At 46.1% G+C, this 21,467-nt stretch carries 22 protein-coding genes and 1 tRNA gene; 11 read left to right on the forward strand and 12 right to left on the reverse strand.

Going from position 1 to position 21,467, the window contains the following annotated elements:
• Nucleotides 1-86: 86 nt before the first annotated feature.
• From G3M70_06960 to G3M70_06970, 3 genes are all read right to left on the reverse strand, one after another.
• Nucleotides 87-614, reverse strand: a complete 528-nt coding sequence (locus tag G3M70_06960; protein QPJ61637.1) for a DUF4411 family protein — start codon at nucleotides 612-614, stop codon at nucleotides 87-89.
• A gap of 11 nt (nucleotides 615-625) precedes the next feature.
• Nucleotides 626-1,816, reverse strand: a complete 1,191-nt coding sequence (locus G3M70_06965; GenBank protein ID QPJ61638.1) for an ImmA/IrrE family metallo-endopeptidase — start codon at nucleotides 1,814-1,816, stop codon at nucleotides 626-628.
• 427 nt (nucleotides 1,817-2,243) lie between these two features.
• Nucleotides 2,244-3,890, reverse strand: a complete 1,647-nt coding sequence (locus G3M70_06970; protein QPJ61639.1) for a formate--tetrahydrofolate ligase — start codon at nucleotides 3,888-3,890, stop codon at nucleotides 2,244-2,246.
• 445 nt (nucleotides 3,891-4,335) lie between these two features.
• Here G3M70_06970 and G3M70_06975 point away from each other — a divergent pair, with 445 nt between their 5' ends.
• From G3M70_06975 to G3M70_06985, 3 genes are all read left to right on the forward strand, one after another.
• Nucleotides 4,336-5,391 (forward strand): RHS repeat-associated core domain-containing protein, encoded by a 1,056-nt coding sequence (locus G3M70_06975; protein QPJ63738.1) that lies wholly within the window; start codon nucleotides 4,336-4,338, stop codon nucleotides 5,389-5,391.
• A gap of 298 nt (nucleotides 5,392-5,689) precedes the next feature.
• On the forward strand, nucleotides 5,690-7,297 hold the full coding sequence (locus tag G3M70_06980; GenBank protein QPJ61640.1) for an IS1182 family transposase: 1,608 nt from the start codon (nucleotides 5,690-5,692) through the stop codon (nucleotides 7,295-7,297).
• A gap of 612 nt (nucleotides 7,298-7,909) precedes the next feature.
• Entirely contained in the window at nucleotides 7,910-8,308 is a 399-nt protein-coding gene (locus G3M70_06985; protein QPJ61641.1) for a hypothetical protein, read from the forward strand.
• Between the two features lie 180 nt (nucleotides 8,309-8,488).
• Here G3M70_06985 and G3M70_06990 read toward each other — a convergent pair whose 3' ends face one another.
• The 3 genes from G3M70_06990 to G3M70_07000 form a co-directional block, all read right to left on the reverse strand.
• Nucleotides 8,489-9,043, reverse strand: a complete 555-nt coding sequence (locus G3M70_06990) for a hypothetical protein (GenBank protein QPJ61642.1) — start codon at nucleotides 9,041-9,043, stop codon at nucleotides 8,489-8,491.
• Nucleotides 9,044-9,135: 92 nt separating this feature from the next.
• Nucleotides 9,136-9,594 (reverse strand): hypothetical protein, encoded by a 459-nt coding sequence (locus tag G3M70_06995; protein QPJ61643.1) that lies wholly within the window; start codon nucleotides 9,592-9,594, stop codon nucleotides 9,136-9,138.
• 51 nt (nucleotides 9,595-9,645) lie between these two features.
• Nucleotides 9,646-9,921, reverse strand: a complete 276-nt coding sequence (locus G3M70_07000; protein QPJ61644.1) for a hypothetical protein — start codon at nucleotides 9,919-9,921, stop codon at nucleotides 9,646-9,648.
• Nucleotides 9,922-10,405: 484 nt separating this feature from the next.
• On the opposite strand from G3M70_07000, the gene G3M70_07005 reads away from it, so the two are divergent.
• Complete coding sequence (locus tag G3M70_07005) at nucleotides 10,406-11,473, forward strand: class I SAM-dependent methyltransferase (GenBank protein ID QPJ61645.1); 1,068 nt, start codon at nucleotides 10,406-10,408, stop codon at nucleotides 11,471-11,473.
• 15 nt (nucleotides 11,474-11,488) lie between these two features.
• Here the strand turns inward: G3M70_07005 and G3M70_07010 are convergent, their stop codons facing one another.
• Both G3M70_07010 and G3M70_07015 read right to left on the reverse strand, forming a co-directional pair.
• On the reverse strand, nucleotides 11,489-11,827 hold the full coding sequence (locus tag G3M70_07010) for a hypothetical protein (GenBank protein QPJ61646.1): 339 nt from the start codon (nucleotides 11,825-11,827) through the stop codon (nucleotides 11,489-11,491).
• Complete coding sequence (locus G3M70_07015; protein QPJ61647.1) at nucleotides 11,827-12,792, reverse strand: tetratricopeptide repeat protein; 966 nt, start codon at nucleotides 12,790-12,792, stop codon at nucleotides 11,827-11,829. The genes G3M70_07010 and G3M70_07015 overlap by 1 nt, the downstream gene beginning before the upstream one ends.
• A gap of 261 nt (nucleotides 12,793-13,053) precedes the next feature.
• On the opposite strand from G3M70_07015, the gene G3M70_07020 reads away from it, so the two are divergent.
• The 3 genes from G3M70_07020 (at nucleotide 13,054) to G3M70_07030 (ending at nucleotide 16,211) form a co-directional block, all read left to right on the forward strand.
• Complete coding sequence (locus G3M70_07020) at nucleotides 13,054-13,473, forward strand: YjbQ family protein (GenBank protein ID QPJ61648.1); 420 nt, start codon at nucleotides 13,054-13,056, stop codon at nucleotides 13,471-13,473.
• A 1-nt stretch (nucleotide 13,474) separates the two neighbouring features.
• Nucleotides 13,475-15,787: a 2Fe-2S iron-sulfur cluster binding domain-containing protein gene (locus tag G3M70_07025; protein QPJ61649.1), complete on the forward strand. Its 2,313-nt coding sequence runs from the start codon at nucleotides 13,475-13,477 to the stop codon at nucleotides 15,785-15,787.
• A 223-nt stretch (nucleotides 15,788-16,010) separates the two neighbouring features.
• Nucleotides 16,011-16,211, forward strand: a complete 201-nt coding sequence (locus tag G3M70_07030; protein ID QPJ61650.1) for a cold-shock protein — start codon at nucleotides 16,011-16,013, stop codon at nucleotides 16,209-16,211.
• Nucleotides 16,212-16,618: 407 nt separating this feature from the next.
• On the opposite strand, the gene G3M70_07035 is transcribed toward G3M70_07030, so the two are convergent.
• On the reverse strand, nucleotides 16,619-16,948 hold the full coding sequence (locus tag G3M70_07035) for a hypothetical protein (GenBank protein QPJ61651.1): 330 nt from the start codon (nucleotides 16,946-16,948) through the stop codon (nucleotides 16,619-16,621).
• A gap of 30 nt (nucleotides 16,949-16,978) precedes the next feature.
• Nucleotides 16,979-17,656, reverse strand: coding sequence for a hypothetical protein (locus tag G3M70_07040; protein QPJ61652.1), 678 nt, complete (start codon nucleotides 17,654-17,656; stop codon nucleotides 16,979-16,981).
• Between the two features lie 399 nt (nucleotides 17,657-18,055).
• On the opposite strand from G3M70_07040, the gene G3M70_07045 reads away from it, so the two are divergent.
• From G3M70_07045 to G3M70_07055, 3 genes are read left to right on the forward strand one after another with little or no spacing between them, the layout of a single operon-like run.
• The gene (locus G3M70_07045; GenBank protein QPJ61653.1) at nucleotides 18,056-18,994 is read left to right on the forward strand and encodes an NAD-dependent epimerase/dehydratase family protein; all 939 of its coding nucleotides are present in this window, start codon (nucleotides 18,056-18,058) and stop codon (nucleotides 18,992-18,994) included.
• Between the two features lie 36 nt (nucleotides 18,995-19,030).
• Nucleotides 19,031-19,543 (forward strand): sulfopyruvate decarboxylase subunit alpha, encoded by a 513-nt coding sequence (locus tag G3M70_07050; protein ID QPJ61654.1) that lies wholly within the window; start codon nucleotides 19,031-19,033, stop codon nucleotides 19,541-19,543.
• A 56-nt stretch (nucleotides 19,544-19,599) separates the two neighbouring features.
• Nucleotides 19,600-20,157, forward strand: coding sequence for a sulfopyruvate decarboxylase subunit beta (locus tag G3M70_07055; protein QPJ61655.1), 558 nt, complete (start codon nucleotides 19,600-19,602; stop codon nucleotides 20,155-20,157).
• 126 nt (nucleotides 20,158-20,283) lie between these two features.
• Here G3M70_07055 and G3M70_07060 read toward each other — a convergent pair whose 3' ends face one another.
• Nucleotides 20,284-20,535, reverse strand: coding sequence for a hypothetical protein (locus G3M70_07060; protein ID QPJ61656.1), 252 nt, complete (start codon nucleotides 20,533-20,535; stop codon nucleotides 20,284-20,286).
• A 109-nt stretch (nucleotides 20,536-20,644) separates the two neighbouring features.
• On the reverse strand, nucleotides 20,645-21,016 hold the full coding sequence (locus tag G3M70_07065) for a hypothetical protein (protein QPJ61657.1): 372 nt from the start codon (nucleotides 21,014-21,016) through the stop codon (nucleotides 20,645-20,647).
• A gap of 260 nt (nucleotides 21,017-21,276) precedes the next feature.
• Between G3M70_07065 and G3M70_07070 the strand changes: the two genes are divergently transcribed.
• Nucleotides 21,277-21,349 (forward strand) — tRNA-Lys (locus G3M70_07070).
• Nucleotides 21,350-21,467: the final 118 nt, after the last annotated feature.

A 21,467-nucleotide genomic window follows, 5' to 3' on the forward strand; every position in this document is an offset into this window, starting at 1 on the left:
TACCACTTCTACTAGTTGCTTTGGAGGGTTTGAAACGGTCTTACTAAAAAACAGAATGTCCGCTGCCTTAGCAGCCGAAATCAAAATTAGAGGTTCTGGAAATTTCGCCAATTGGTGTTGAAATTCAATTTTCTAAACATTTGAAAATTATTGATGCATTGGATTCCAAAATGCTTACAAACATCTGGCACTTTTCGGTTCGCACCCTGTTTTTTAGGCTTTGATACCTCGGTGGTAACAATACAACGATTTTCTAAATCTTTCAGGGCATAAGATAATAGAAATGGATCGCGACCAATTTTACTAATTTCATCATCTGTTGGATTGGCTACATAGCCACCATAGGTAATACGAGCTACCAAATCTTGCTCTGCTTCTTCTCTAAAAAACAGTGCTTCCCGAACATCTGGTATCTCAGCCCAGATTGCAAGCTCGTCTTTCTTTCCATCTTTATCTTTTGTGTCCGAAAACTCTTCGTAAACCTCCATTGGAATTTTTATATTATCCTGTTGACCATTAAAGACAAGCCACTCCCAAAATTCGGGAACACTTCCTATTGGGTAGTAATCCCGCTTAGCGTCTATCAGTGTGTTTGCGTCTAAGAGATATAACAATCCATGTCCTCTTAGGTTAAATTATTACTTGCTTCAAAGAGGCGATGGACCTTGAGCGGTCTCACATCTAATAAAAATCCTGCTTTTGTAGTGCTTAAAGCACCAGAATAATTCAACCGTTGAACTAAACCAACGAGTGCACCCAGCTTATGCCTTCGTACTACGTAGTAGTCGGGCCCACCTTTTTGCTCTCGATTTTTAGCCTTCTTCTTATCACGTTGGCTCACCCATTTTTTATGATAAGAGTCCCGCAACTGCTCCCATGTTTTTTTATCTATATCCCCTCTTCTAAAAAGACGGTAAGAAATATGAGTGCTACTAATTTTTTGAGAAAACGCGTATTGGCTGATTTGCTCCTCAAGCCCTTCAAAATTTGAAGCAGATACTTGAAAATTCTTGAATACATCTTTTGGTAACAAAAATTCACTAGCCACCTCATTACAGAATTTTTCTATTTGTTTTTTTGCAAATGCACCACTAACCCCTGTTTGCCCAAGGAGAATATGGGTTAGCTCATGAAGGAGCGTGAAAGCCCAAGCGGATTCTGCGTCTCTATCATTAATAACGACAAAAGGTGCTATATCATCAGAAAGCGCAAATCCCCGGAACGCTTTAACACTGATATTGGTATGGTGAGAACCCAGATTTCCCTTAAGCAAAACAATTACACCAATTTTTTCTGCCGCATGACGTAAAAGTTTAAATGCATTACCATGATTGGATTGCGCTCGAAACTCACCCATATCAAGATTTAAAACTACTTGAAGATCATTAGTAACTCGCTGTATTCCCTGTTCAGTTGTATTTTTGCCAACAAAATCCAATCTAATATTTTCGTCTTCATCTATTAATGTTTCTCGTATTACGCTTTGGCTGGCTTTGATGTCGCGTATGAGAACATCCACATAAACATTTTCTTCACTCTCAAAATCATCCGGCAAACTTCGAAAGTCTTCACCACGGTCACCAATACTAGGTGGATTGTTGAGATAAAAAGTTAAAAGAGGTCGGCGATATATTTTTGAAAATTTAAGCAACATGCTCCTTGATGGCTCCGCAGTTCCATCCTCATAAGCAAGAAGCTTTTCCTGGGCTCTCATTTTCTTCCCATCTCTAATGCCTAGTTTATTTGCGGCTTCTTCAAGAGAAAGTTCGGCTGTTTCGCGTGCCCAAGATAATATTATGTGGTTGATTTTTGGCATTTTGGATTGATCAACTACCCTTTTTGTAGTCACGCAATATTTATCGCACAAACTCCTTTTTAAGACAACTAAGGATACTTAACAAAACCCCTTCTATATGGCATAATTGTGCACATAGTGCATGAATGTTTAGGATCATCCAATCTGCAGAAAGTTGGCCTTGGGGATGTTAGGGGATCTAAAAATGTAATAAGGCCAAACCCTTTTTTGACTATTGGTTAAAAGGTTAGTCCAAAGTTTCCTTTTTGCTGGCCACCCTTCCATTGGCTTCATTCAAAGTTCAAATGAGAATTCAACCTCTACCGCTTCTACCTGAAACTGGTCTTTTGAATTGAGTTGAATTTTTTCTTCAGACTTGGAATCCGAACCATTGCTAAAAGGTATGCCCCCTTATAAAAACAAACTAAATCATGGGGCAGGGCGGTAGCTACCTCATGCCGACGATCCTGCCTTCTTCCAGATCGAACAGCTCGGCCTGTGGCTTTTTGGGCAGGCCCGGCATTCTCATGATTTCTCCGGTGAGGGGAATCAAAAACCCTGCTCCCGCGGCGATTAGAATCTCCCGAACCGTGACCGTAAAGTTTTCTGGACGCCCCAGACGTTTGGGGTCATCAGACAAGGAAGCTGGTGTTTTCGCAATGCAAACAGGCAGGTTTTGAAAACCCAAATGTGTGATGGATTTGAGGTCACGCTGAGCCTTTTTTGTGTATTCAATATTGCGTGCACCGTACATTTTGCTAGCAACTTTTAGAATTTTTTCCTGTACTCCATCTTCCCATTGATACAGTGGACAGAAAGGACTTTGCGTTCTTTCCGCATGCTCCATTACCAGGTCCGCAAGGTCCAGGCCGCCTGGACCCCCTTCAGTAAATATTCTACTGACGGCAAAGGGGACCTTAAGGTTTTCTTCACAGTGCCGCCGCACGGTTTCAATTTCCTGTTCATCATCTCCTTCAAAAAAGTTCAAACATACAATAGGAGGTTCACCGAAAAGCTTGATATTTTCCACATGGCGGTCCAGATTGGGCAGACCCCTTTGGACTGCTTCCGGGTCAGTTGCTTCAATGTTTTCTTTTGAAACCCCACCGTGCATCTTCAGAGCCCGGCAGGTGGCGACAAGGACCACTGCGGCTGTATCCAGGCCTGCACTCTGGCATTTGATATCAAAAAACTTTTCCGCCCCGAGATCGAATCCAAATCCCGCCTCGGTAATCGCCCAATCGGAAAGTGAGAGGGCCATTTTGGTGGCCAACACAGAATTACAACCATGCGCGATATTGGCAAAAGGGCCGCCATGTATCAGAGCAGGAACCCCCTCTGTTGTTTGCACCAGATTGGGCATCAAGGCGTCCTTGAGGAGTGCCGTCATGGCACCGGAGGCGTTTAACTCTTTAGCGGTAACCGGCTCGCCATCATAGGTAAAAGCAACCAGGATTTTTTCAAGACGATTTTTTAAATCGTCAAAGTTTTCAGAGAGACAGAGAATCGACATGATTTCCGATGCTGCGGTAATATCAAATCCGGTTTCCCTGGGAACTCCCTGTAGAACGCCGCCCAAACCAACGATGATATTTCTCAGGGCCCGGTCATTCATATCCATAACCCGTTTCCAGAGAATTCGGCGGGGATCGATATTACTCAAACCCTGATGATAAATCCGGTTATCCAATAATGCAGCCAGTAGATTGTGCGCAGCGGTGATGGCGTGAAAATCGCCCGTAAAATGAAGGTTAATGTCTTCAACGGGATGAACCTGGCTTTTACCGCCCCCGGTGGCACCCCCTTTCATACCAAGTGAAGGTCCCAGAGAAGGTTCCCGTAAAGCCAGGCAAACAGATTGCCCGCGCTGTGCCAATCCCTGGCCTAATCCGATGGTGGTGGTGGTTTTACCTTCCCCTGCCGGTGTGGGCGTCATGGCGGACACCAGGATCAATTTTCCACGAGGGGGAAATTTTTCCAGAACCTCAAACCGGATCTTGGCCTTGTCAGCCCCATAGAAGACCAGGTCCTCAGCGCTCAAACCAAGTTTCTCGGCTATATCGACAATAGGTTTCATAAAGGGACCCTGTTTCATAAAAAGAAAGTAAAGGGGTTAAACCGCTTATTGCATAGAGGTTGACTCTATCGAATCAACGAGACGTTTTAATTCCGGTCCTCCGGGAGGGCTTTCTTAACATTATAATGGTTAACGGAACCCATTTTGTAGGAATTAATTCCCAGGTAGTCTTTTATTGTACGTTGGTTCAACCACGTCACCCTTTAATATTTGGAAGGCCTGCCCCGGTGTTTAAATGAATAAAGTAATACCCTCGTCATCTGTGAACGTAGTATGAGGACGCAGGCCAGGGTCCATTTTTTGAGTTTGCCCCGAACGCAAGGCGTTCCATATATAAAATCTTTCTTCTTTGTTTAACTGCTGGTAATGTCTCATTGGTGCGATTCCTTTGGGTAAGAGTAAGATTTTTCTGCAAATCAATCCTACCTCTTTTTTTACCAAAGGAATTGCACTTATTATATGAATCCGCCCTTACACGTATACAGACAACGGCGAATTATTGACCAAGACCGAGGGAAGCAATGTCACCACTTACGACTACGATGTGCTGGGAAATTTGCGCGGTGTGGACTTTGGTCCGGGCACGTCGGACGATATCGAGTACCTCATAGACGGGCTCAACCGCAGGATCGGGAAGAAAGTAGGAGGCACGCTTGAGCGACAGTGGTTGTATAAAGACCAACTCAACCCCGTTGCGGAACTCGACGGCTCAGGGAATATAACGAAACGGTTTATCTACGCTAGTCGGTCCAATGTACCGGACATCATGGTGATTCCGACGGGATTGGCAAACGCAGGGATGTATCGAATAATCGTTGACCATTTAGGGTCACCTCGTTTTATAATAAATACCAATACAGGCGCAACGCTTCTTGAATTGGATTATGATGAATGGGGTAATGAATTATTATTACCTGTTGATCGGGATCTTATCCCCTTTGGCTTTGCAGGAGGTTTGTACGATAAGGACACCAAGTTTGTCCGCTTTGGGGCTCGGGATTATGATCCAGAAACAGTCCGTTGGACCAGTAAGGATCCGATCAGATTTGATGGTGACGGTTCTAATTTATTTGGTTATGTCGATAGTGTCGGAAAACCCCTGGTTGAGACAAACCTGTATGGGTACACGCCCCAAGACCCCGTAAACTTTATCGATTTAAATGGTTTATGGTACATAGATGTTGGTGCATCAGGGTCTGCTACTGGTACTACAGGTCCTGGGGGAACTGTTTCAATTCAAATAGGGCCCAAAGGGATATTTTTTACTTATGGGTTTGGATTAGGAATCGGAAAAGGAGTGTCAGCAACCATTAATACAGGTGATCCTTGTGAAGGAATTGGTTTGGGTATAATTGCAAGAGGTGGTTTTCCTGTTAGAGGCGTTCCCGTTGGTGCTCAAGGATCGGTGACTGTTGATGATAAAGGGAAATTAAATCTTGGAGCTGGAGCTGGAGTGGGCTTGGGATTCGGTGTATCGATTGGAGCAACTCAAACTATTAAAATTATTGATTTTGATTAATGGAAACAATAAATAGCATAATATTTATTCTTTTGGGTCTGATTGGATTATTCAAGAGGAAGAGAATTTCTTCTGCCGTCTTGTCTCACCACTTAAATATTTGGGGGAAAGAGGCTTTTAATAAAAAGACTAATTATCGTAACTTCTTATTAGCTCAGACTATTATGGTGATTATTGGAGGGGCTTTTATTATGGGTGGCCTATATCTTTTTTTTCGAGACGCGATAGAATAGCTTTGCAACCTAAGTTTTAAAAGTCGTTTTAGAAGTTCCCTTCCCCCTCTTTCCCTGGAGGTTTTATGTTGAAGCCTTCTGCCTCTTCCCCGCATTCCGGTCAGGGCAGTTTTTTTGATCCGGAGTATGTGTGTGACCGGATTATTCCTGAAGACAGTTTCTACCGGCGGTTCAAAGAGAAGATCAATCCGCTCATCAAGGATAAGATGTTCGCTTCGATGTATTGTCTGGACAACGGTCGTCCGCCGATCTCCCCGGCCTTGCTGGCAAAGGCCACCATCCTCCAGTTTCACCGGAATCTTTCGGACCGCGAGATGGAGCGTGCCTGTGCGTTCGATATCGAGATCAAGTTTGCATTAGGGTTACGGCTGGACGAACGCCCGTTCGATCACTCTTCTCTCGGCGACTTCAGAAAACGCCTTTTAGAACATGAGAAGGAGAAGGAAGTCTTCGACAAACTCCTCGATAAACTGGTCAAGGAGGGATTGATCGGCCGGAATGAAATCCAGCGCATCGATGCGACGCACGTGATCGCGGATATCGCGCTTCCCACCATGACGGTGCTGGTGAAGAAGGGGGTGCGGAACGTGCTGATCCCGCTGAAGAAGAAACATCCGAAACTATACCAATCACTTGGCAAAAAGATCACGGTGGAGGAGTACGATCACCGCAAGGTGGACCATGAAGTGGATGGTCGTCTGGATTTTGCGGCCAAGGAGAAGAAACTGGTGGAGGTGGTGACTGATGCCCGGACAGTGCTTCGCAAGGCCGAGTCCGTTAAAGGTGACAAGAACCTTTCGAAATCCGTCGAAATGCTGAAACGTATATTGAGGGAACACATCACCGAAGATGAGAACAACCAGCCTAAAGAGAAAGTGCGCAAGGAGAAGCCCGCCGACTTGCTGGTGTCACCGGTCGATCCCGATGCACGCTTCGGCGCGAAGTCGAAGACGAAGAAGTTCCACGGTTACAAGGCCAATATCACCGAGACCGTCAACAGCCGCTTCATCACCAGTGTGCAGGCAACACCGGGAAACAAGCGCGACGGATCGGTGACGGTGCAGTCAATAGAAGAACAAAAGCCGCACCGTCTCAAGCCGGAGAAACTGATCGGCGACACGGCATACAGCGACGGAGGATATAGAAAAGCGCTCAAGGAACACGGCACGGAACTGGTCGCGCCCCTGCGGATCATGAACAACATCACGCGAGCCGTGTATCCGAAGTCGATGTTCGATTATGACGCGAAGAAGAACACGCTGACGTGTCCTGCCGGTGTGACGATCAAGCAGAGTTTTCACGATTACCAGAAGGACGTACGGATGTTTCACTTTCCCCTGACAAAGTGCGGCCCATGCGAGCACCTGTCAAAATGCACAAAAGCAAAAGAGAAACGGCGTGTGGTGGGGATCGGTCCTGCGCACCAGGAACTGAGAGACGCGGAAGTTTATAACAAGACTGATCAGTTCAAGGAAGACATGAAACTCCGGCAGGCGATCGAGGGAAAACTGTCCGAGATGAAGCGGTATCACGGGCTGACGCGGGCCAGGTATCGGGGACTAAACAAGATGAAGCTTCAATGTTACTTCACGGCGGTTGCGGTGAATATCAAACGATGGATCAAGTTGGAGATGGAGAAACTGAAAGTCCAGTCCGATCCCGCACCGACGTGATCCCTATAATATAAAACTGGAGTCAGCTTATTAATATAAGAAGCAAACGAAGCAAAGGAGGTGAAACCGAGGGACTCAGGGAGAACAGGACAGGCCGAGGCTGAAATCATGTGCCCCGGCACACCCAAAACTCCCGATCACTCCACGCCAGGACTGCACTATCCGGGGTTTTCAGACGGTATCATGTCCTAAATGACCCAATTAATTCTACTGACCCATTAGGTCTTTTTCAAATGTGCCACAGAGATCTAATGATACCCTTTCCCTATGCAAGACATTGTTTTGTAAGATTTCAGGACGGGTCCACATTAAGCTATGATCCTACAGGGGTTGGTTCGGATCCAGACCCCAACCAGGATGGGTTGACTTGCACGGCACCAAAGGAGCCCGAAAAGGATGATTGTATTAAAAGGGCCATGGAAAATTGCCAAGGACCAAATTATAGCTTTACTAGGTTCAATTGCTGTCACTGTGCGGAGGAAGCCATGAAAGAATGTGGCACCTCAATTGGAATAAATGAATGGCCCAACTGGCCTATTAATCCTGGCCCCCAACCAGGTGAGCCTGGTTATAGTCCATTTCCAATATATGACTCAAGTTTAGGAAATTGAAATGAAAATTTTGGAATCATCATGGTGGTTGGGTTTTATGTTAATTATTTTTTTTTTGATAATGGGTAACCTAGCCGCTATTTTTAATGGATACCAATTCAACCGATTTGGATTGAATAGAGATTTTGTTCTAATTTTAGTGTGGATATTACCTGCTTTGGCTTCTTTCCTGGCCGTTTTTAAATCTAAAGGTGGAAACATCTTATTAGGCTTATCTTTTATACCAATAATTAGTTTTTCAGGTCCTACTGTGCATTTTATATTAGGGGAACTAGGCATAATTATTGACTTGATTGGTTTGGAAGGGGTAAAGGTTGTTTTTCAAATGTATTTAATGCTTAGTTTATTAACTATAGGTATAGGGTCAACCTTAGGAAAATTATTGAGAAAAAAGAATTAAAATAAAATTTTTGGGTAAAGTTTTACCCATTATCAAGATCCGTGTTAAAGAATGGGTGGGCCTCATGTTGCTAGCAAATCATTCTACTGGAAGTTGTTTTTTCTAAACAGGCTGGTGCTGTCTGTTAAGGGTACTGGTTTTCGCTTTAGTTAATGTCGTCCTTTGACGGATACGCATCAATCACCCAAAATAATCCATCGGCACCTTGAATTTCAATGTGGCTCCCAGGAGGGACTGGTTCACGTAAAAATCGTGTTCTGCTGATAAACGCTCAAAAGTCCGCCAGTGCATTCCCCTGGGTTTTAATCCATTGCCGTTCAATATTCCAGGTTCCCATCCCAGCCGATCTCGAATCTTGTCTGCCCGCCCGGTTGCCCGATCCATTTCGTTCTCCATCTGACTGGTATAAAGCACTTGATTGCATTGTCTGCAGGCAAATATTCCTGCACTGTATAAAATGGCTACACGTCGCCTGCACCCCTGAACCGGACAGAGGAACCACGGTCGTTTTCCTCCATAATTGCAATGCGTCCAGTCCAGATATACCGGGTAACTTTCTTTCTTCCATTCGTCACCTGATTGCCGATGTTTATAATTAAGGATGACATGGTTGTCTTTCACATGAACCTCAATATTGTTTCTCACTTCCCCGCCTCTGGACCAGGTCACTCGAAAGTTCTGATGGGCGGTTAACCAGCCCTCTCGGTGCCAAAGCCTGATATCAATCTGCAACAAGTCATCGGTGGTATAAAGGAGTCAAAGTTTTATTTGACTATTAGATTGAAGGTTGCTGAATATTTTTTAAGTCATGCTTCGATTAGCCTCATTCAAATCTCGTGGGAGAATTCAATCTCCACGGCTTCGACCTGAAACTGGTCTTTTGAATTGAGTTGAATTTTTTCTTCAGACTGGGAATCCGAGCCGTTGCTCAAAAGCAATTTAACCGCACGCAAACTTTTATCGTGTTTCAAGCGATCCCAGATTTCACGGTGTTGTTCATGGGGCAGCACAACAATATTGGAAATATGCCAGTCGCCGTATTCCTCGAGCACCTGGGCTCGACCAACGCAATTTTCTGAATCGTATTTCAGTTCGGGATCATCCGTGGAATCTGCCAGGCGTACTGTTCCTCCTGCCTGAGACAGGGGTTGCACTCCCCCCAGGCTGACATTGTGATTTACACATTTTAAACGTCCGTCCAGGATGATCCGGTTTTCTACGTGGTCGGCGCTCACCTCGGTGGACTGCCGGATGCGTTGCACTTCAAGGCTTAATACGATGTTCATAAACTTCTCCCAAATACAATTCTTAGACTATCCCCGGCATCCAGATATTAATCACTTGTCCTTTTGTTTTCCCAAAGTGCCTGGTAAAACCCGATAAGCCAGGCGACCGCTCTCAACCATAGGCATTCCAAGTGAGGTGCCACATCCGCTACAATGGAGAGGTGGTAATTCGTTTTTGCTTCCCGCACTTTTTAATCTTGCCAATTCCAAAGGCTCTACAACACGGTCCAGGTAAATGCGGATCAGTTTTCCTGAACCGGATTTTTTGTATCGCAGAACGCTGGCGGAGCAATGGCGGCAGATCAGGTTGAGAACTCGGCTTGGCATAAAATAAGTATAAAGCCTTTTGCAGGAGATCTTTGCATAAAGGATAAATCAAAAGCAAAGGCGAGATTCTTCAGCCCTATGGGCTTCAGAATGACAGTTCGATGCCGAATTTGTCATCCTTAGCTTAGAGCCCGTCCTGAGCCTGTCGAAGGGAAGGGGAGACCTTTGCATAACCTGAAATTCCAGGTGAGGTTCTTTGAAGACAAGGAGAAGGAAACGACTTTTCCCTCCCCTGTTTAGGGGAGGGTGCGGGAGGGGTATAGATTACAACCCCCCCCCCGTACCCCCTCCTTGATTAAGGAGGGGGGCAGAGCAAAAAAGGCATTTTTCTTCTTGAGTTAGTTTTTTTCTGACTTACGCAAAGGTCTCCTTTTTAAAGGAGCTATTTCAACCCCTCATGCAATAAAGGTTTTTTCAGGAAATGCCGTATATATAAGGAAAGAAAATTTCCACTCAATCAAGAAAAGCTTACAGGAGCCTTGGCATGGGTAATCCGCAAACAGCAAAATCCACAGAAGCCGAAGAAGAAATCCGTCAATCCATGGAAACCGTTCTAAAGGCCCGGTGTCAGGCATTTGGAGCGCCAGTGGCAATAGTCGGTACTCAATCGGCTGCTGTCCTTCTTCTAAACGTTTTGCAAAATGCTGATATTCCCTTGGCCGGTATTTATGAAAAAAGCCCTCATCCTGCAGAGTTTCAAGGTCTGGAAGTCCGGCCCCTGGAAAGCTTGAGTGAAGTGGACCCCAAAACGGTTGTTGTCGTCGCATCCTCGGCCTCTTCAATTGAACTGGAAGATACACTCACCCGAATCAGCTCGGTATTTAAGGGCCAGTTGCTTTGCCTGGAGCATCTACTGGATTTGCCGGGTCTGTTCCAGGCTTTGGAAACTGCTCTGGACTACAAATACGGTTCTCATATTCTGGATGAATGGGCAAAACAAATGAACGAGGCGCCCAGTCACTGGCCGCATATTCCGGATGGATTTTCTGTGGAAGGCAAAACGGTTCTGGAGTTTGGACCCTTCGAGGGCCATTTTTCTATGATGCTGATGTCGCAGAAACCAAAACGCGTCATCGGGCTTGAAGGCAGACCAGACAATTTCGCAAAGGTGGCATTATTGAAAGCTTATCTGGACTGGTCCAACTACACCTTGCGCTTTGGCGACATGCATTTGTTTCCGTCCCTGGTTCCAGAAGCGTTGGATGTGATTTTCTGCTCGGGCGTGCTTTACCATTCCGAGAAACCCTGGTGGTTCCTGAAATCCTGCATGGAGAAATGCGACACGATTATTATTTCCGGTCACGTTTCTTCAGAGCATTCCAAAAAACCGCAACGTTTTCAAAAGGTGGGTCTGGAAAATGGGAATTTTGAATTCGAAGTGTTTGCAGAAGGTGGAGACAATCTCTCCGGCCTGTCCCAACACAGCCTCTGGTTTAAGGAAGAAGATTTAATATCGTTTGTGAATCATCATGGATTTCAATATGAAAAGTATCGCGAGTGGGTGAATCCGCATGGCCTCTGGATTTGCAGCCTTCTTACTCGAAAACAGTAACGGAAAACATTTTATTTATTCTTTGGGGTTATCATATTTCCTTTTTAATTTTTTAACCAGGTTTGTCGCGGTCGACACTTTTCTCGCATCATTTTCCACCTGGAATAGCTTTAAAGCTTTAGCCGCATGATCCAGGGCCCGATCCCCTTCTTTCAATTCATCCAGCACCAATGCCAGGTTAAAATGTGTCGCCGGTTTTTCTGGATTGAATTCAAGGGATTTTGAAAACTCCTGTGCGGCACTCTCGAAATTTTTATCCTTTCGAAACTGCCAGGCGTTTCGAAAATGCGCCTCCGCAGGTTCGGAGGGTTCGGGTCGCTTGTATTGCTCAAATGGGTTTTGTGAGTCGCTCATTATTTTTCCTTTGTATCGCTTTTGGCGATGTCTTCAGTTCTGATTTTAAATTTTTCCAGATACAACTTCTTCTGGTGGCGTGTTTTTCCCACCCAGTGTTCGTTGGCATTTGCCCGGTACAGGGCTTCTGCTTTTTCGACGTGCTCAATGGCCTTGGATATGTTTTTTTGCTTGAAATAAACAACGGACAAATTAAAGTGCGCCGCAGGATAATCCGGATCAGCTTCCAGCGCCGCTTTTCCTGCCAGCAATCCTCGTTTGAACTCTTTTTGTTTAATGTAAACTGACGACAATTGCGTCCAGATAACAGGGTTTTTGGGGTCAAGGCGAGCCGCCTGTTTGAGCACGGCCAACGCATCCTTCAGGCTATTCTGACGTAAATATATTTTCCCAACCGTGAGATAGCCCAGACTTTCCTTGTCATCAAGTTTGATTGCGTACAATGATTTTTTCAAAGCCTCTTCAAATTGGGCATCCTGAAAAAGGGCAAGTCCGACTACGGCGTGTGCCAGTCCCCTGTTCTCATCAATCTTAAGGGCACGCTCCGCAAGCTTTTTAGCAGCAGGATAGCGCGCCCCCTTGACATGCAAACGTGCTGAAGCCAGAAGGAGTTCAATATTTTCCGGATCTGAATCCACCGCCGGACCCAACGCGTCCAACGCATCTTTCAGAAGACCTTGATCGAGTAAAAGCTGTACCGATTCTGGAAGCGGGTTCTTTTGTACTTCCTCAACAACTTCAGGCTCCTCGTTCCCTTCGGGCCCACCCGCCTTGAAGTAATAGGAAGTCCCCGCAGCAATCACCGCAATAAATACAATTCCGGCAATCATTAATGCCTTGATGGTTTTTTTACTGAGCTTTTTCTCTTTGGCGGGAGGAGCGGCTTTGGGTTTGGCGGCGGCCGATTTTTTTCTCGGCGGGTTTTTTCCTGGAGCCTTCGCTTTTGAAGTATCGGCTTTACTCATAAGGCCTGGGCCCGAATGTAAAATTAAAAAAAGATTTGCTGGAATGCTTCATCTGTCAGAAATAAAAACCCAGAACCACCTGACATGATATATTGTGCCATATCTGAAAAATTCGGGCATTTCAGGACAATACCTGATTAAGTTCCAAGCGGCCAGAACCTTTTTTATTTTAAAGCCAGTTCAGGTTGTCTAATCATTAAATAGTATTGCACCCTGAATTTATTGTAATTAGGGGTTTATTTTTTGTAAAGGCCAACCGGCATGAAACAATTCACCCATCGGTTTACAACTCACACCGAACGGCGAGGACTTTACAACATCAACCGGGAAATTACGGACTGGGCTCAAAACCAGGGGTTGAATACAGGACTATTGACCGTTTTCGTCCAACACACATCCGCATCGCTTATGATCCAGGAAAACGCAGACCCCGATGTACTGACGGATCTCAATGCATTTTTCGAACGGATCATTCCGGATGGAGATCCGCTTTATCTCCATTCAGCGGAAGGACCGGACGATATGCCAGCACATATTCGATCGGCATTGACTCAAACCCAGCTATCGATTCCATTGACTGATGGAAAGCTCGGACTGGGGACCTGGCAGGACATTTATTTGTTCGAGCATCGAACCTTTCCTCACACACGTTCAATCCTGCTGCATTTATTTGGGGATTAATATGGAGACTTTGACAACAGATGTAACAATTGTGGGTGCCGGGCCAGCGGGATGTTTCTTATCTGTGCTGCTGGCAAAAAGTGGCGTGAATGTTACGTTACTTGAACAACACAAAACGTTTGACCGTGAGTTCCGTGGCAACGCCTTCCAGCCTTCAGTGCTGAGAATCCTTGACCAGATGGGATTGTCTCATCTGCTGGAAGAGCTGGACTATGAAAAGGTGAATGCCTTTGAGATACGGGATCAGAAAGGTCGCATGTTCACCCTGCCGATCCGTGACCTTCCTCCTCCTTTCAATTATGCGATCATTACGCCCCAGCCTCCGTTGCTGAAGCGTCTTGTCGAAGAGGCCGGCCGATATCCCAATTTTCGTTTCATCGCCGATTGCCCGGTACAAAGTGTGATGATGGAAGAGGGCGCCGTGGCAGGAGTGATGACCCTCCTGCAGGGAAAACCCTGCCTGGTGCAATCAAGACTGGTGGTGGCCGCAGACGGAAGATTTTCGGCCATCCGCAGGAACCTGGGTATCGAACTCGAACCTTCTCAGACCAGTTACGATTTTGTTTGGTTCGAGCTGCCGCGCTCTATTCCCTGGCAAAACGAACTGGGCCTTACCCTTGACGATCAAGGCATTCTCATAAACATTCCCAAAGAGCGTGGAACCAGCCAGGTCGGGTGGGTCATACCCAAAGGAGGGTTCGCTCGCATGAAGCAGGAAGGTCTTGCTGCTTTTTTGGAGAGAGTCAAGCGGGTCGACCCCGAACTTGGCAATGTTTTACCCGACCATTTAAAAAGGTTCGACCAGTGTTCACTACTGGATGTGAAAATTGGGGAAGCCACGGAATGGGTTCGCAACGGTTTACTTTTGATTGGCGACGCGGCCCACATTGCATCTCCTATTGGGGGGCAGGGCAACAAACTCGCCATAGAAGATGCGGTATTGGTTCATCCTCTCATCCTGAAAGCATTAGAGCAGGAGGAACGGTATCTCAGCGCACGGAATTTCCGGGAATATGTTACCCAGCGACGGAAGGATATTAATACCATCCTCAATCTGCAAAAAGTGATGGGTCGCTGGATCATCGGTCAAAAAGGAGGCATAACGACCCGCCTTCGTCGATGGGTTTTAAAATTCCTGAACCGTTCCTTCCTGAAACAGATCATTGCAAAAAACCTGGCTATGGGACCACATTCCGTGAATGTAGATAGCTCCTTTCAGCAGGAAAAAGAAGATCCGGCGAATATTTTTCACCCGTTGAAAGTTAAACAAATCATTAAGGAAACAGCACGGGCCCGGACGATTATTCTGGAGATCCCGGAGTCGTTGAAATCTGTTTTTGAATACCAGCCCGGACAGTTCTTAACGTTACGTGTGTTAAACAAGGGAATCCTGGCGCGCAGGGCTTATTCTCTGAGTAGTGCCTCTGCTGTCGATAAAGAGTTGTCGATTACCGTTAAATGGATCGTCAACGGCAACGTATCAACCTATCTGGTCAAGGAATTGAAGGAAGGTGACACTCTTTGGGCCCAACCTCCGCGCGGAACCTTCGTTCACCGTCCTGATGTTGCAACGGCCCGGCATCATGTCATGTTCGCAGCAGGAAGTGGAATTGTGCCGATCTTTTCCATGCTGAAATCGGTCTTGGAAACGGAACCAGAAAGTCGCGTGACTTTGGTCTATGGCAACCACGACGAAGCGTCCATTATATATAAGAAAGAACTGGATGATTTGAATGAAAAAGAGGGAGACAGGTTTCGCCTCACACACCTGCTGCAAAGAATGGATGAAAACTATATAGAGAACAAACTGGAACAAACGGAACAGGAATTTCCGGACAATGCCGAATATTACACTTGTGGACCTGAAGGCATGATGGATGAGGTGTTAAGACAGTTAAAAAAACGCAAAGTAAAATCCAGCAGGATTCACTATGAAAAATTTGTCTCGCTTTATGGGGAAGAGGAAAGGCCCGGCACAGGCAAACTAATTACAGGTGTCGAAGTTGGAGAACCTTTGAGTGGCGGGGTGGTGATTCCTGAAACTTTAAAAGTGAAAATGAATGGAAAGGTAACAGAGGTCCCTATTCGTAAAGGCGAGACCTTGTTGCACGCCACTCTGCGAGCTGGAATTCCTGCGCCCTACTCTTGCGAATCCGGTGTGTGCGCCACATGCACTGGTCGACTGGATGAAGGACGGGTCAAAATGGAACACCACGATGCGCTCACGGATCGGGACTTAAAACGTAAAAATATTCTGGCATGTCAGGCTGTGCAACTGACACAGTCGGCAAAAATTGATTTTGATGTTCTGTGATTTTTATTAACGCTGTAGTTTTTCGCTTTTCTCACCTGCCTCCAATTTCTGCTTTGTAGGAAAAATTCCTACACGGCGCACTTCACACTCTCTGATAATAAGCAAAAAATACTCTATAAACCATTGTAATAAAAAGGCTTGAAAAAATGTGAGTTTCGGAGGTCCAAACTCTTTCGGCTTATGGTAGGATACAACTTATTTTTCTTTTTTCGGGGGGTGTCTTATGGCCGTTGGAAAAGTGAAGTGGTTCAATGATCGAAAAGGATATGGATTCATCATCTCACCTGATGGTAAAGATGTGTTTGTCCATTTCTCGGAAATTCAGATGGACGGCTTCAAAACCCTAAAAGAGAACCAGGATGTGGAGTATGAAGAAGTGGTGGGGCAAAAAGGACCGCAGGCATCAAAGGTAAAACCGGTTTAAATAACTTCCATCCCTAAAAAAATATTCCAGCAAACCAGGAGTCTGGACTATCTCTCCTGTATCCCGATAATGGGGATATGGTCTGGAGTTCTGTTTGCATTGAAGGGCCGATCACGTCTGGCTTTATCCTGAAGACGGTTTTACGGAACCTGGGTTCCGCGAACGAATTTTTTTTGGGAATGCTCCGTGTTGCCTGAACGTGGGGTAACAAAACGGATGATGATTCATTATATACGTGATGAACCCGCTGCCTTTGTTTGCCTGTTGTAGTAAAATCCACAACAGGTTGAAAATATCCTGATTGTCATTTTTCTGTTGGATATGTTGTGGGGACTACCTGGAAACTGATAAGGCAAACTATGGCTCCTGAGAACCCAGTCAGGGTTTAGCCACCTCCTGAAGTTTTTTCACTTTTCCTTACCATCATCAAGTTTCAGAAGATTGCCTACAGCACAGGCGGTCGTTGCTAAAGTGTAGGCTCCCATCAGTTTGATGCTGGCATCTCCCTTATCCTTTTTCTTATCAGCAATCAAAGTCAGTTCTTCCACTAATTTAGAAAATCGTTCCTCGCTCATTTCTTTTTGAAGATTATCCGCTGCACAGGAAAGAACTTTGGGGTCTGTCACGCTGCCTTCGCGTGTGGCGGCATCGATAAACTTTTCTTCAGGACTGGAACACCCTGACAGCATACAAAGACTGAGAAGAATCATTATCGGACGGGAGAATAACGGGCTCATGAAGTAATCCTCAAAAAATAGTCAAAAACATCACTGGTTGTTGATTTTCTGGATGGGAGCTTCAAAAATATCACCCTGCGCGTTCATCACGTATACCCTGTTTCCTTTATGATGCCATGCACGTGCCTGGAAGCCTGCCATCGATCCATCTTCTATCGTTACCTCAAGACCTTCGGGCAAAAGTAATTTCTTTCCATCTTCATCTTTTATGTTTTCCAGAGTACACGGGGAAGGCGTGTCCTGCTCCATCCAGAATATATGGCAGGCTTTCCACACCGCATCCATTGTTTCATGGGCTTTCTGATTCCTGGATTCAACCTGATGCTCATTGAGGGAAGATGCATTGAAATGAGGTTCGAGCAAACGGTCGATCAGACGTATTCCCGATCCGGGTTCGCGATTGCATGTGTTGGCAATTTCCTGAAACAATCCCAGTTCATTGGCTATTGAATCATGCAGGTAGCTTGCATCATCCCTCGTCAATTGCCCCTTGTTAACCTGATGTTCGATCCGGGTCTGAATGTATTCGTGAATCCGGTTGGGTAAAACATCGGGATCCGGTCCTGCAAATAAACCTTGCTCAAAATTGAATGAATCCAGTACATCACGGCAAAAGGGATCCGCAAAGGCCGGGGAAGGTACGGCCAATAGCATCCACATTATCAAGCCAGTTGCTCCCAGCTTGTTTTTTGATTGAAAATGCATCATTTGAAACTGAGTAATTGAATTTAAAATTTTTCGGGCAAAGAAAATTGTCTCGAATCTCTAAATGACGACAATGAAATAAATTTTCAAAGCGAAAGCCGAAATAGAGGAACAGGGGCAATATCTGACTATTAGCCGAGTTTAGCAAATAATGAGGGCCGGATAATATGGGTAATCAAAACAACCCGATATATACGAAGAATAAAGAATACTCTCCTTGGGAGAACCAGGCAAGTGGGTCTTGACTTGAGGACTCGCCAAACGCCATAATGGCCTGCACAGCAGGCTTAAATTAAGGTATTTCACTGGCTTTCGAATCCGAAGCCGTACCCGGCCTGTGATATTTGGCAAGATGAATCCGGGCTCTTGTGCCCGAGACAATAGAAATCTGGAGGCAGGTTAATGAATATCGCAATGACCGGGATCACGGGAATGGTCGGGTCCCACCTGATAAAAGTTTTGCATGGCGAAAACGCCGGAGAGGACAAGCCATTTGTGCGAGCTCTTATCCGCGATGGCTGTGTGCTGGAACATTTGAAACCTTATGAAGATGTCGATTATGTAATCGGCGACTTATCAGATAAGGAATCTTTAGCCAAGCTTGTGGAAGGAGCCGAAGTGCTGGTGCATCTGGCACACTTTCCCGGGCCTGTACAATCTGCCGATGAACTCATCACCACCAATGTGAATGGCAGCATTGATCTTTTGGAAGCAGCCAAAAAGGCACGGGTAAAACAGGTTATCTTCATGAGCGCCTGTTCAGTGTTTGGCAAGGTGTTGCCTACGGTAAACGAAAACAACCCACTGGATGAAAATCATCCGGTATGGCCCGGGTCTCTATATGGCTCTATTAAATCCTCAATTGAATCGTTCTGCCATTTTTACAACCGTGCGCGAGCTTTCGAAATGGTGATCCTCCGCCCTGTGACCATTTATGGTGTCCGGCCCGAGATCAATAAATCTGAATGGTTCAACACCGTTGATTATCTTGCCACCAACTACAACGTCGACCTCAAGGGCAGTACCAAATATGTCGGGCTCGATGCAGTGGTGCAATGTCTCGACAAAGTCATCGGCAACAAGGAGGTGGCAGGCCAGACCATCCACCTCGTTGACGGTCACATCCACAACCTGGACCTTGGCAAACTGATCTGCGAAATCGTCGATTCATTCGGTGAAGTCGAAGGGGTTCCTGGAGAAGAAGGTGTGCCGATGTCCAACCAGGCTGCGCGCGATCTGGGAGTTGAATTTAATGGTCGCGAAGGCATCGTTGAGTACATCAAACTGATCCATAAACTTCAGATGGAATTTGGCGGAGAACGACAAATCCAATCCTGGTAACCCTCTCACCCACACTATCCAAGACGTCTTACAAAAATGCTGACATCACAAAGTTTTGCCGACCGGCTGGTTGCGGAAAAATTTGATTTTTTCGCCGGTGTTCCCTGCTCTCTTCTTTCCGGATTGATTTCGAACCTTGAAAGCAGGGACGACGTTTCCTACTACCCGGCGGTGCGCGAAGATGCTGCCGTGGGTTTGTGTGCCGGAGCCTACATGGCCGGGCGTGGACCGGTTCTCCTTATGCAGAATTCCGGGCTGGGTTACAGCCTGAATGCCTTCACTTCTCTCAACCTGATTTACAACCTGCCGGTGCTGGTCGTGATGAGTTGGCGTGGGTTTGGCGGGAAGGACGCTCCGGAGCATATCATCATGGGGGACATCAATGAACCACTGCTCGAAACTTCCGGTATTCCGCACGCCGTTGTAGAACCTGGAGATGAACAGGGAGCCGAAGCCGCCTTTTCGCTTGCGCTGGACACCATCCGGAATAAAAAAATCCCCTTCACCCTCTTGGTCAAAAAAGGTCTCTACAACGAAGGCCACCATTAAGATTCGAAGTAAGCGCAGCTCTTTTTCATCTACATTTTTTTAACAGGAAAAAATAAATGACAGGCACGGAAGCACTCGAAATCATTGCTACATTTTTGAAAGATGAACCCGTTGTTCTGGCCAATGGTTACATCAGCCGTGAGTTTTTTAATGTGCAGGACCGGGAAGAAAATTTTTATATGATCGGTTCCATGGGGCTGGCTTCTTCCATCGGCTTGGGTGCGGCCCTGGCTCAACCCGAACGCCGTACCGTCATCGTGGATGGCGATGGCAACGTATTGATGTCCATGGGAACCCTTGCAATGATCGCCGCCGCCAAACCGAAAAACCTGGTACACCTTTGCATCGACAACGAGGTGTACGAATCGACCGGCAAGCAACGTTCGCTATCAAATGAAATCGCATTGGAAAAAGTAGCTGCCGCAAACGGTTACCCCTACAGCCAGCGCGTCGACAATGCAGATGATTTAAAAGTTGAGATGGAAAAAGTGATGTCGCAGGAAGGTCCTTCCTTTTTGCTCGTCAAGGTGGCACCCAGCTTCGATTCCCAGCGCGGGCGCGTGACCCATACCCCGGAAGAAATCCGCGACCGATTCATGAGTGCCTATCGCTAACGACAGAGGCGCCTGAAAATTGTTTCCTCAATCCTGATTCCAGACAATAAGGTAAGATCTTTTAGATCTGCCCCAAACTAATATGCTGGCCCAAAAGAGTTTATACGGCAGGCCCACCGCAGAGTGCTAGACGCGTAGATTGATGTGGTGTTGGGAAGGATTGTGATTCTGAAGTTGGGTCCGGCCCTCTTCTTTGGCAAGAGCTTCCGCATCGTTGGCGGGAGGGACCTGGCTGAGTTGAGCTTCGGGGGACACACCGTTTTGCCCCTGTTTGGTACGCGCAGTCGTCTGCTCCGCATTATCAGGTTCATCTGACGAACTGGTGAACGCCGTCCGGTTGACCGCATTGAAATTTATATTTACTGATGAAATATCCATGAGAGGGTTCTACTTTCCGCCGACCAGTCCCGGGAAAAATACAGACCTCCACCCTGAGACCCGTCAGGTTTCTCCTGTTCAAAAAAGCGAAGCGGTTTTGGTATCCTTCTTAAATATTTTCGTTGAGAGATTCCACACTCTCCTGAACCGCTTGCCTTAACCGGACTTCCTCTTCCGCCGGAATCTGTTTGACCACCTTGTTGGTTTCCTGATCAGTGATCTTCAGGATGACCTCGTTATTATCTGTTACGTCAAAGCTCCGTTGCTGCCCCTGCGGAGTTTCAGAAGATGGAGGATTTGCCCCATCCAATGCCTGTCTGGCTTCCCTGGATAACGAAACCGTATCCTGATCTGGAGAAACAGCGCCACCTTCCGGCTGAGCCGCAGGTTTGGCCAACCCCTCACCCTTGGCTTTCGAAACAGACTTGGAAGGCTGGGGAGATTCGACCCGGCTGATACTATTTAATTGTTCTGAATCCATCACATTCACCTTGGTTAAATAATTGTTCCATAAAAAATATATCTGGAAACAATTCACCAAATTTCTTTACGGCAGGTTTACATTAAAACTTAATACAAAAAAACAAAAAAATCAAAAATTGATTAAGTGATTTAAAGTAAAGGGTTTACCCTGGTTTTTTCTCGGTGGCGGGGCGGTTTGCGGGAGAGTTTGTTGGTAGGAAAGCGATCCATTGACCCCTTAATAAGAGCGTGATAGATTAAGCCCGATCAGCGCAATTGGGGCCGTTAGCTCAACTGGTAGAGCAACTGACTCTTAATCAGTAGGTCCACGGTTCGATCCCGTGACGGCCCACTTGAATTAAAAGGACTTATCGCTCCGGCGGTAGGTCCTTTTTATTTGCGCTACGATGCGCGCTACGAATTGGTTAGTTCTTTATAGGCTTGCAGTTATTATTAGATTTATAGAAAAA

The sequence above is a fragment of the Candidatus Nitronauta litoralis genome, assembly GCA_015698285.1.
GTDB lineage: Bacteria > Nitrospinota > Nitrospinia > Nitrospinales > Nitrospinaceae > Nitronauta > Nitronauta litoralis.

Coding starts and splice junctions, on each gene's coding strand:
- G3M70_06965 (QPJ61638.1), bottom strand. CDS start 1,816: ATGCCAAAAATCAACCACATAATATTATCTTGGGCACGCGAAACAGCC.
- G3M70_06970 (QPJ61639.1), bottom strand. CDS start 3,890: ATGAAACAGGGTCCCTTTATGAAACCTATTGTCGATATAGCCGAGAAA.
- G3M70_06980 (QPJ61640.1), top strand. CDS start 5,690: ATGTTGAAGCCTTCTGCCTCTTCCCCGCATTCCGGTCAGGGCAGTTTT.
- G3M70_06985 (QPJ61641.1), top strand. CDS start 7,910: ATGAAAATTTTGGAATCATCATGGTGGTTGGGTTTTATGTTAATTATT.
- G3M70_06995 (QPJ61643.1), bottom strand. CDS start 9,594: ATGAACATCGTATTAAGCCTTGAAGTGCAACGCATCCGGCAGTCCACC.
- G3M70_07000 (QPJ61644.1), bottom strand. CDS start 9,921: ATGCCAAGCCGAGTTCTCAACCTGATCTGCCGCCATTGCTCCGCCAGC.
- G3M70_07005 (QPJ61645.1), top strand. CDS start 10,406: ATGGGTAATCCGCAAACAGCAAAATCCACAGAAGCCGAAGAAGAAATC.
- G3M70_07010 (QPJ61646.1), bottom strand. CDS start 11,827: ATGAGCGACTCACAAAACCCATTTGAGCAATACAAGCGACCCGAACCC.
- G3M70_07015 (QPJ61647.1), bottom strand. CDS start 12,792: ATGAGTAAAGCCGATACTTCAAAAGCGAAGGCTCCAGGAAAAAACCCG.
- G3M70_07020 (QPJ61648.1), top strand. CDS start 13,054: ATGAAACAATTCACCCATCGGTTTACAACTCACACCGAACGGCGAGGA.
- G3M70_07025 (QPJ61649.1), top strand. CDS start 13,475: ATGGAGACTTTGACAACAGATGTAACAATTGTGGGTGCCGGGCCAGCG.
- G3M70_07030 (QPJ61650.1), top strand. CDS start 16,011: ATGGCCGTTGGAAAAGTGAAGTGGTTCAATGATCGAAAAGGATATGGA.
- G3M70_07035 (QPJ61651.1), bottom strand. CDS start 16,948: ATGAGCCCGTTATTCTCCCGTCCGATAATGATTCTTCTCAGTCTTTGT.
- G3M70_07040 (QPJ61652.1), bottom strand. CDS start 17,656: ATGATGCATTTTCAATCAAAAAACAAGCTGGGAGCAACTGGCTTGATA.
- G3M70_07045 (QPJ61653.1), top strand. CDS start 18,056: ATGAATATCGCAATGACCGGGATCACGGGAATGGTCGGGTCCCACCTG.
- G3M70_07050 (QPJ61654.1), top strand. CDS start 19,031: ATGCTGACATCACAAAGTTTTGCCGACCGGCTGGTTGCGGAAAAATTT.
- G3M70_07055 (QPJ61655.1), top strand. CDS start 19,600: ATGACAGGCACGGAAGCACTCGAAATCATTGCTACATTTTTGAAAGAT.
- G3M70_07060 (QPJ61656.1), bottom strand. CDS start 20,535: ATGGATATTTCATCAGTAAATATAAATTTCAATGCGGTCAACCGGACG.
- G3M70_07065 (QPJ61657.1), bottom strand. CDS start 21,016: ATGGATTCAGAACAATTAAATAGTATCAGCCGGGTCGAATCTCCCCAG.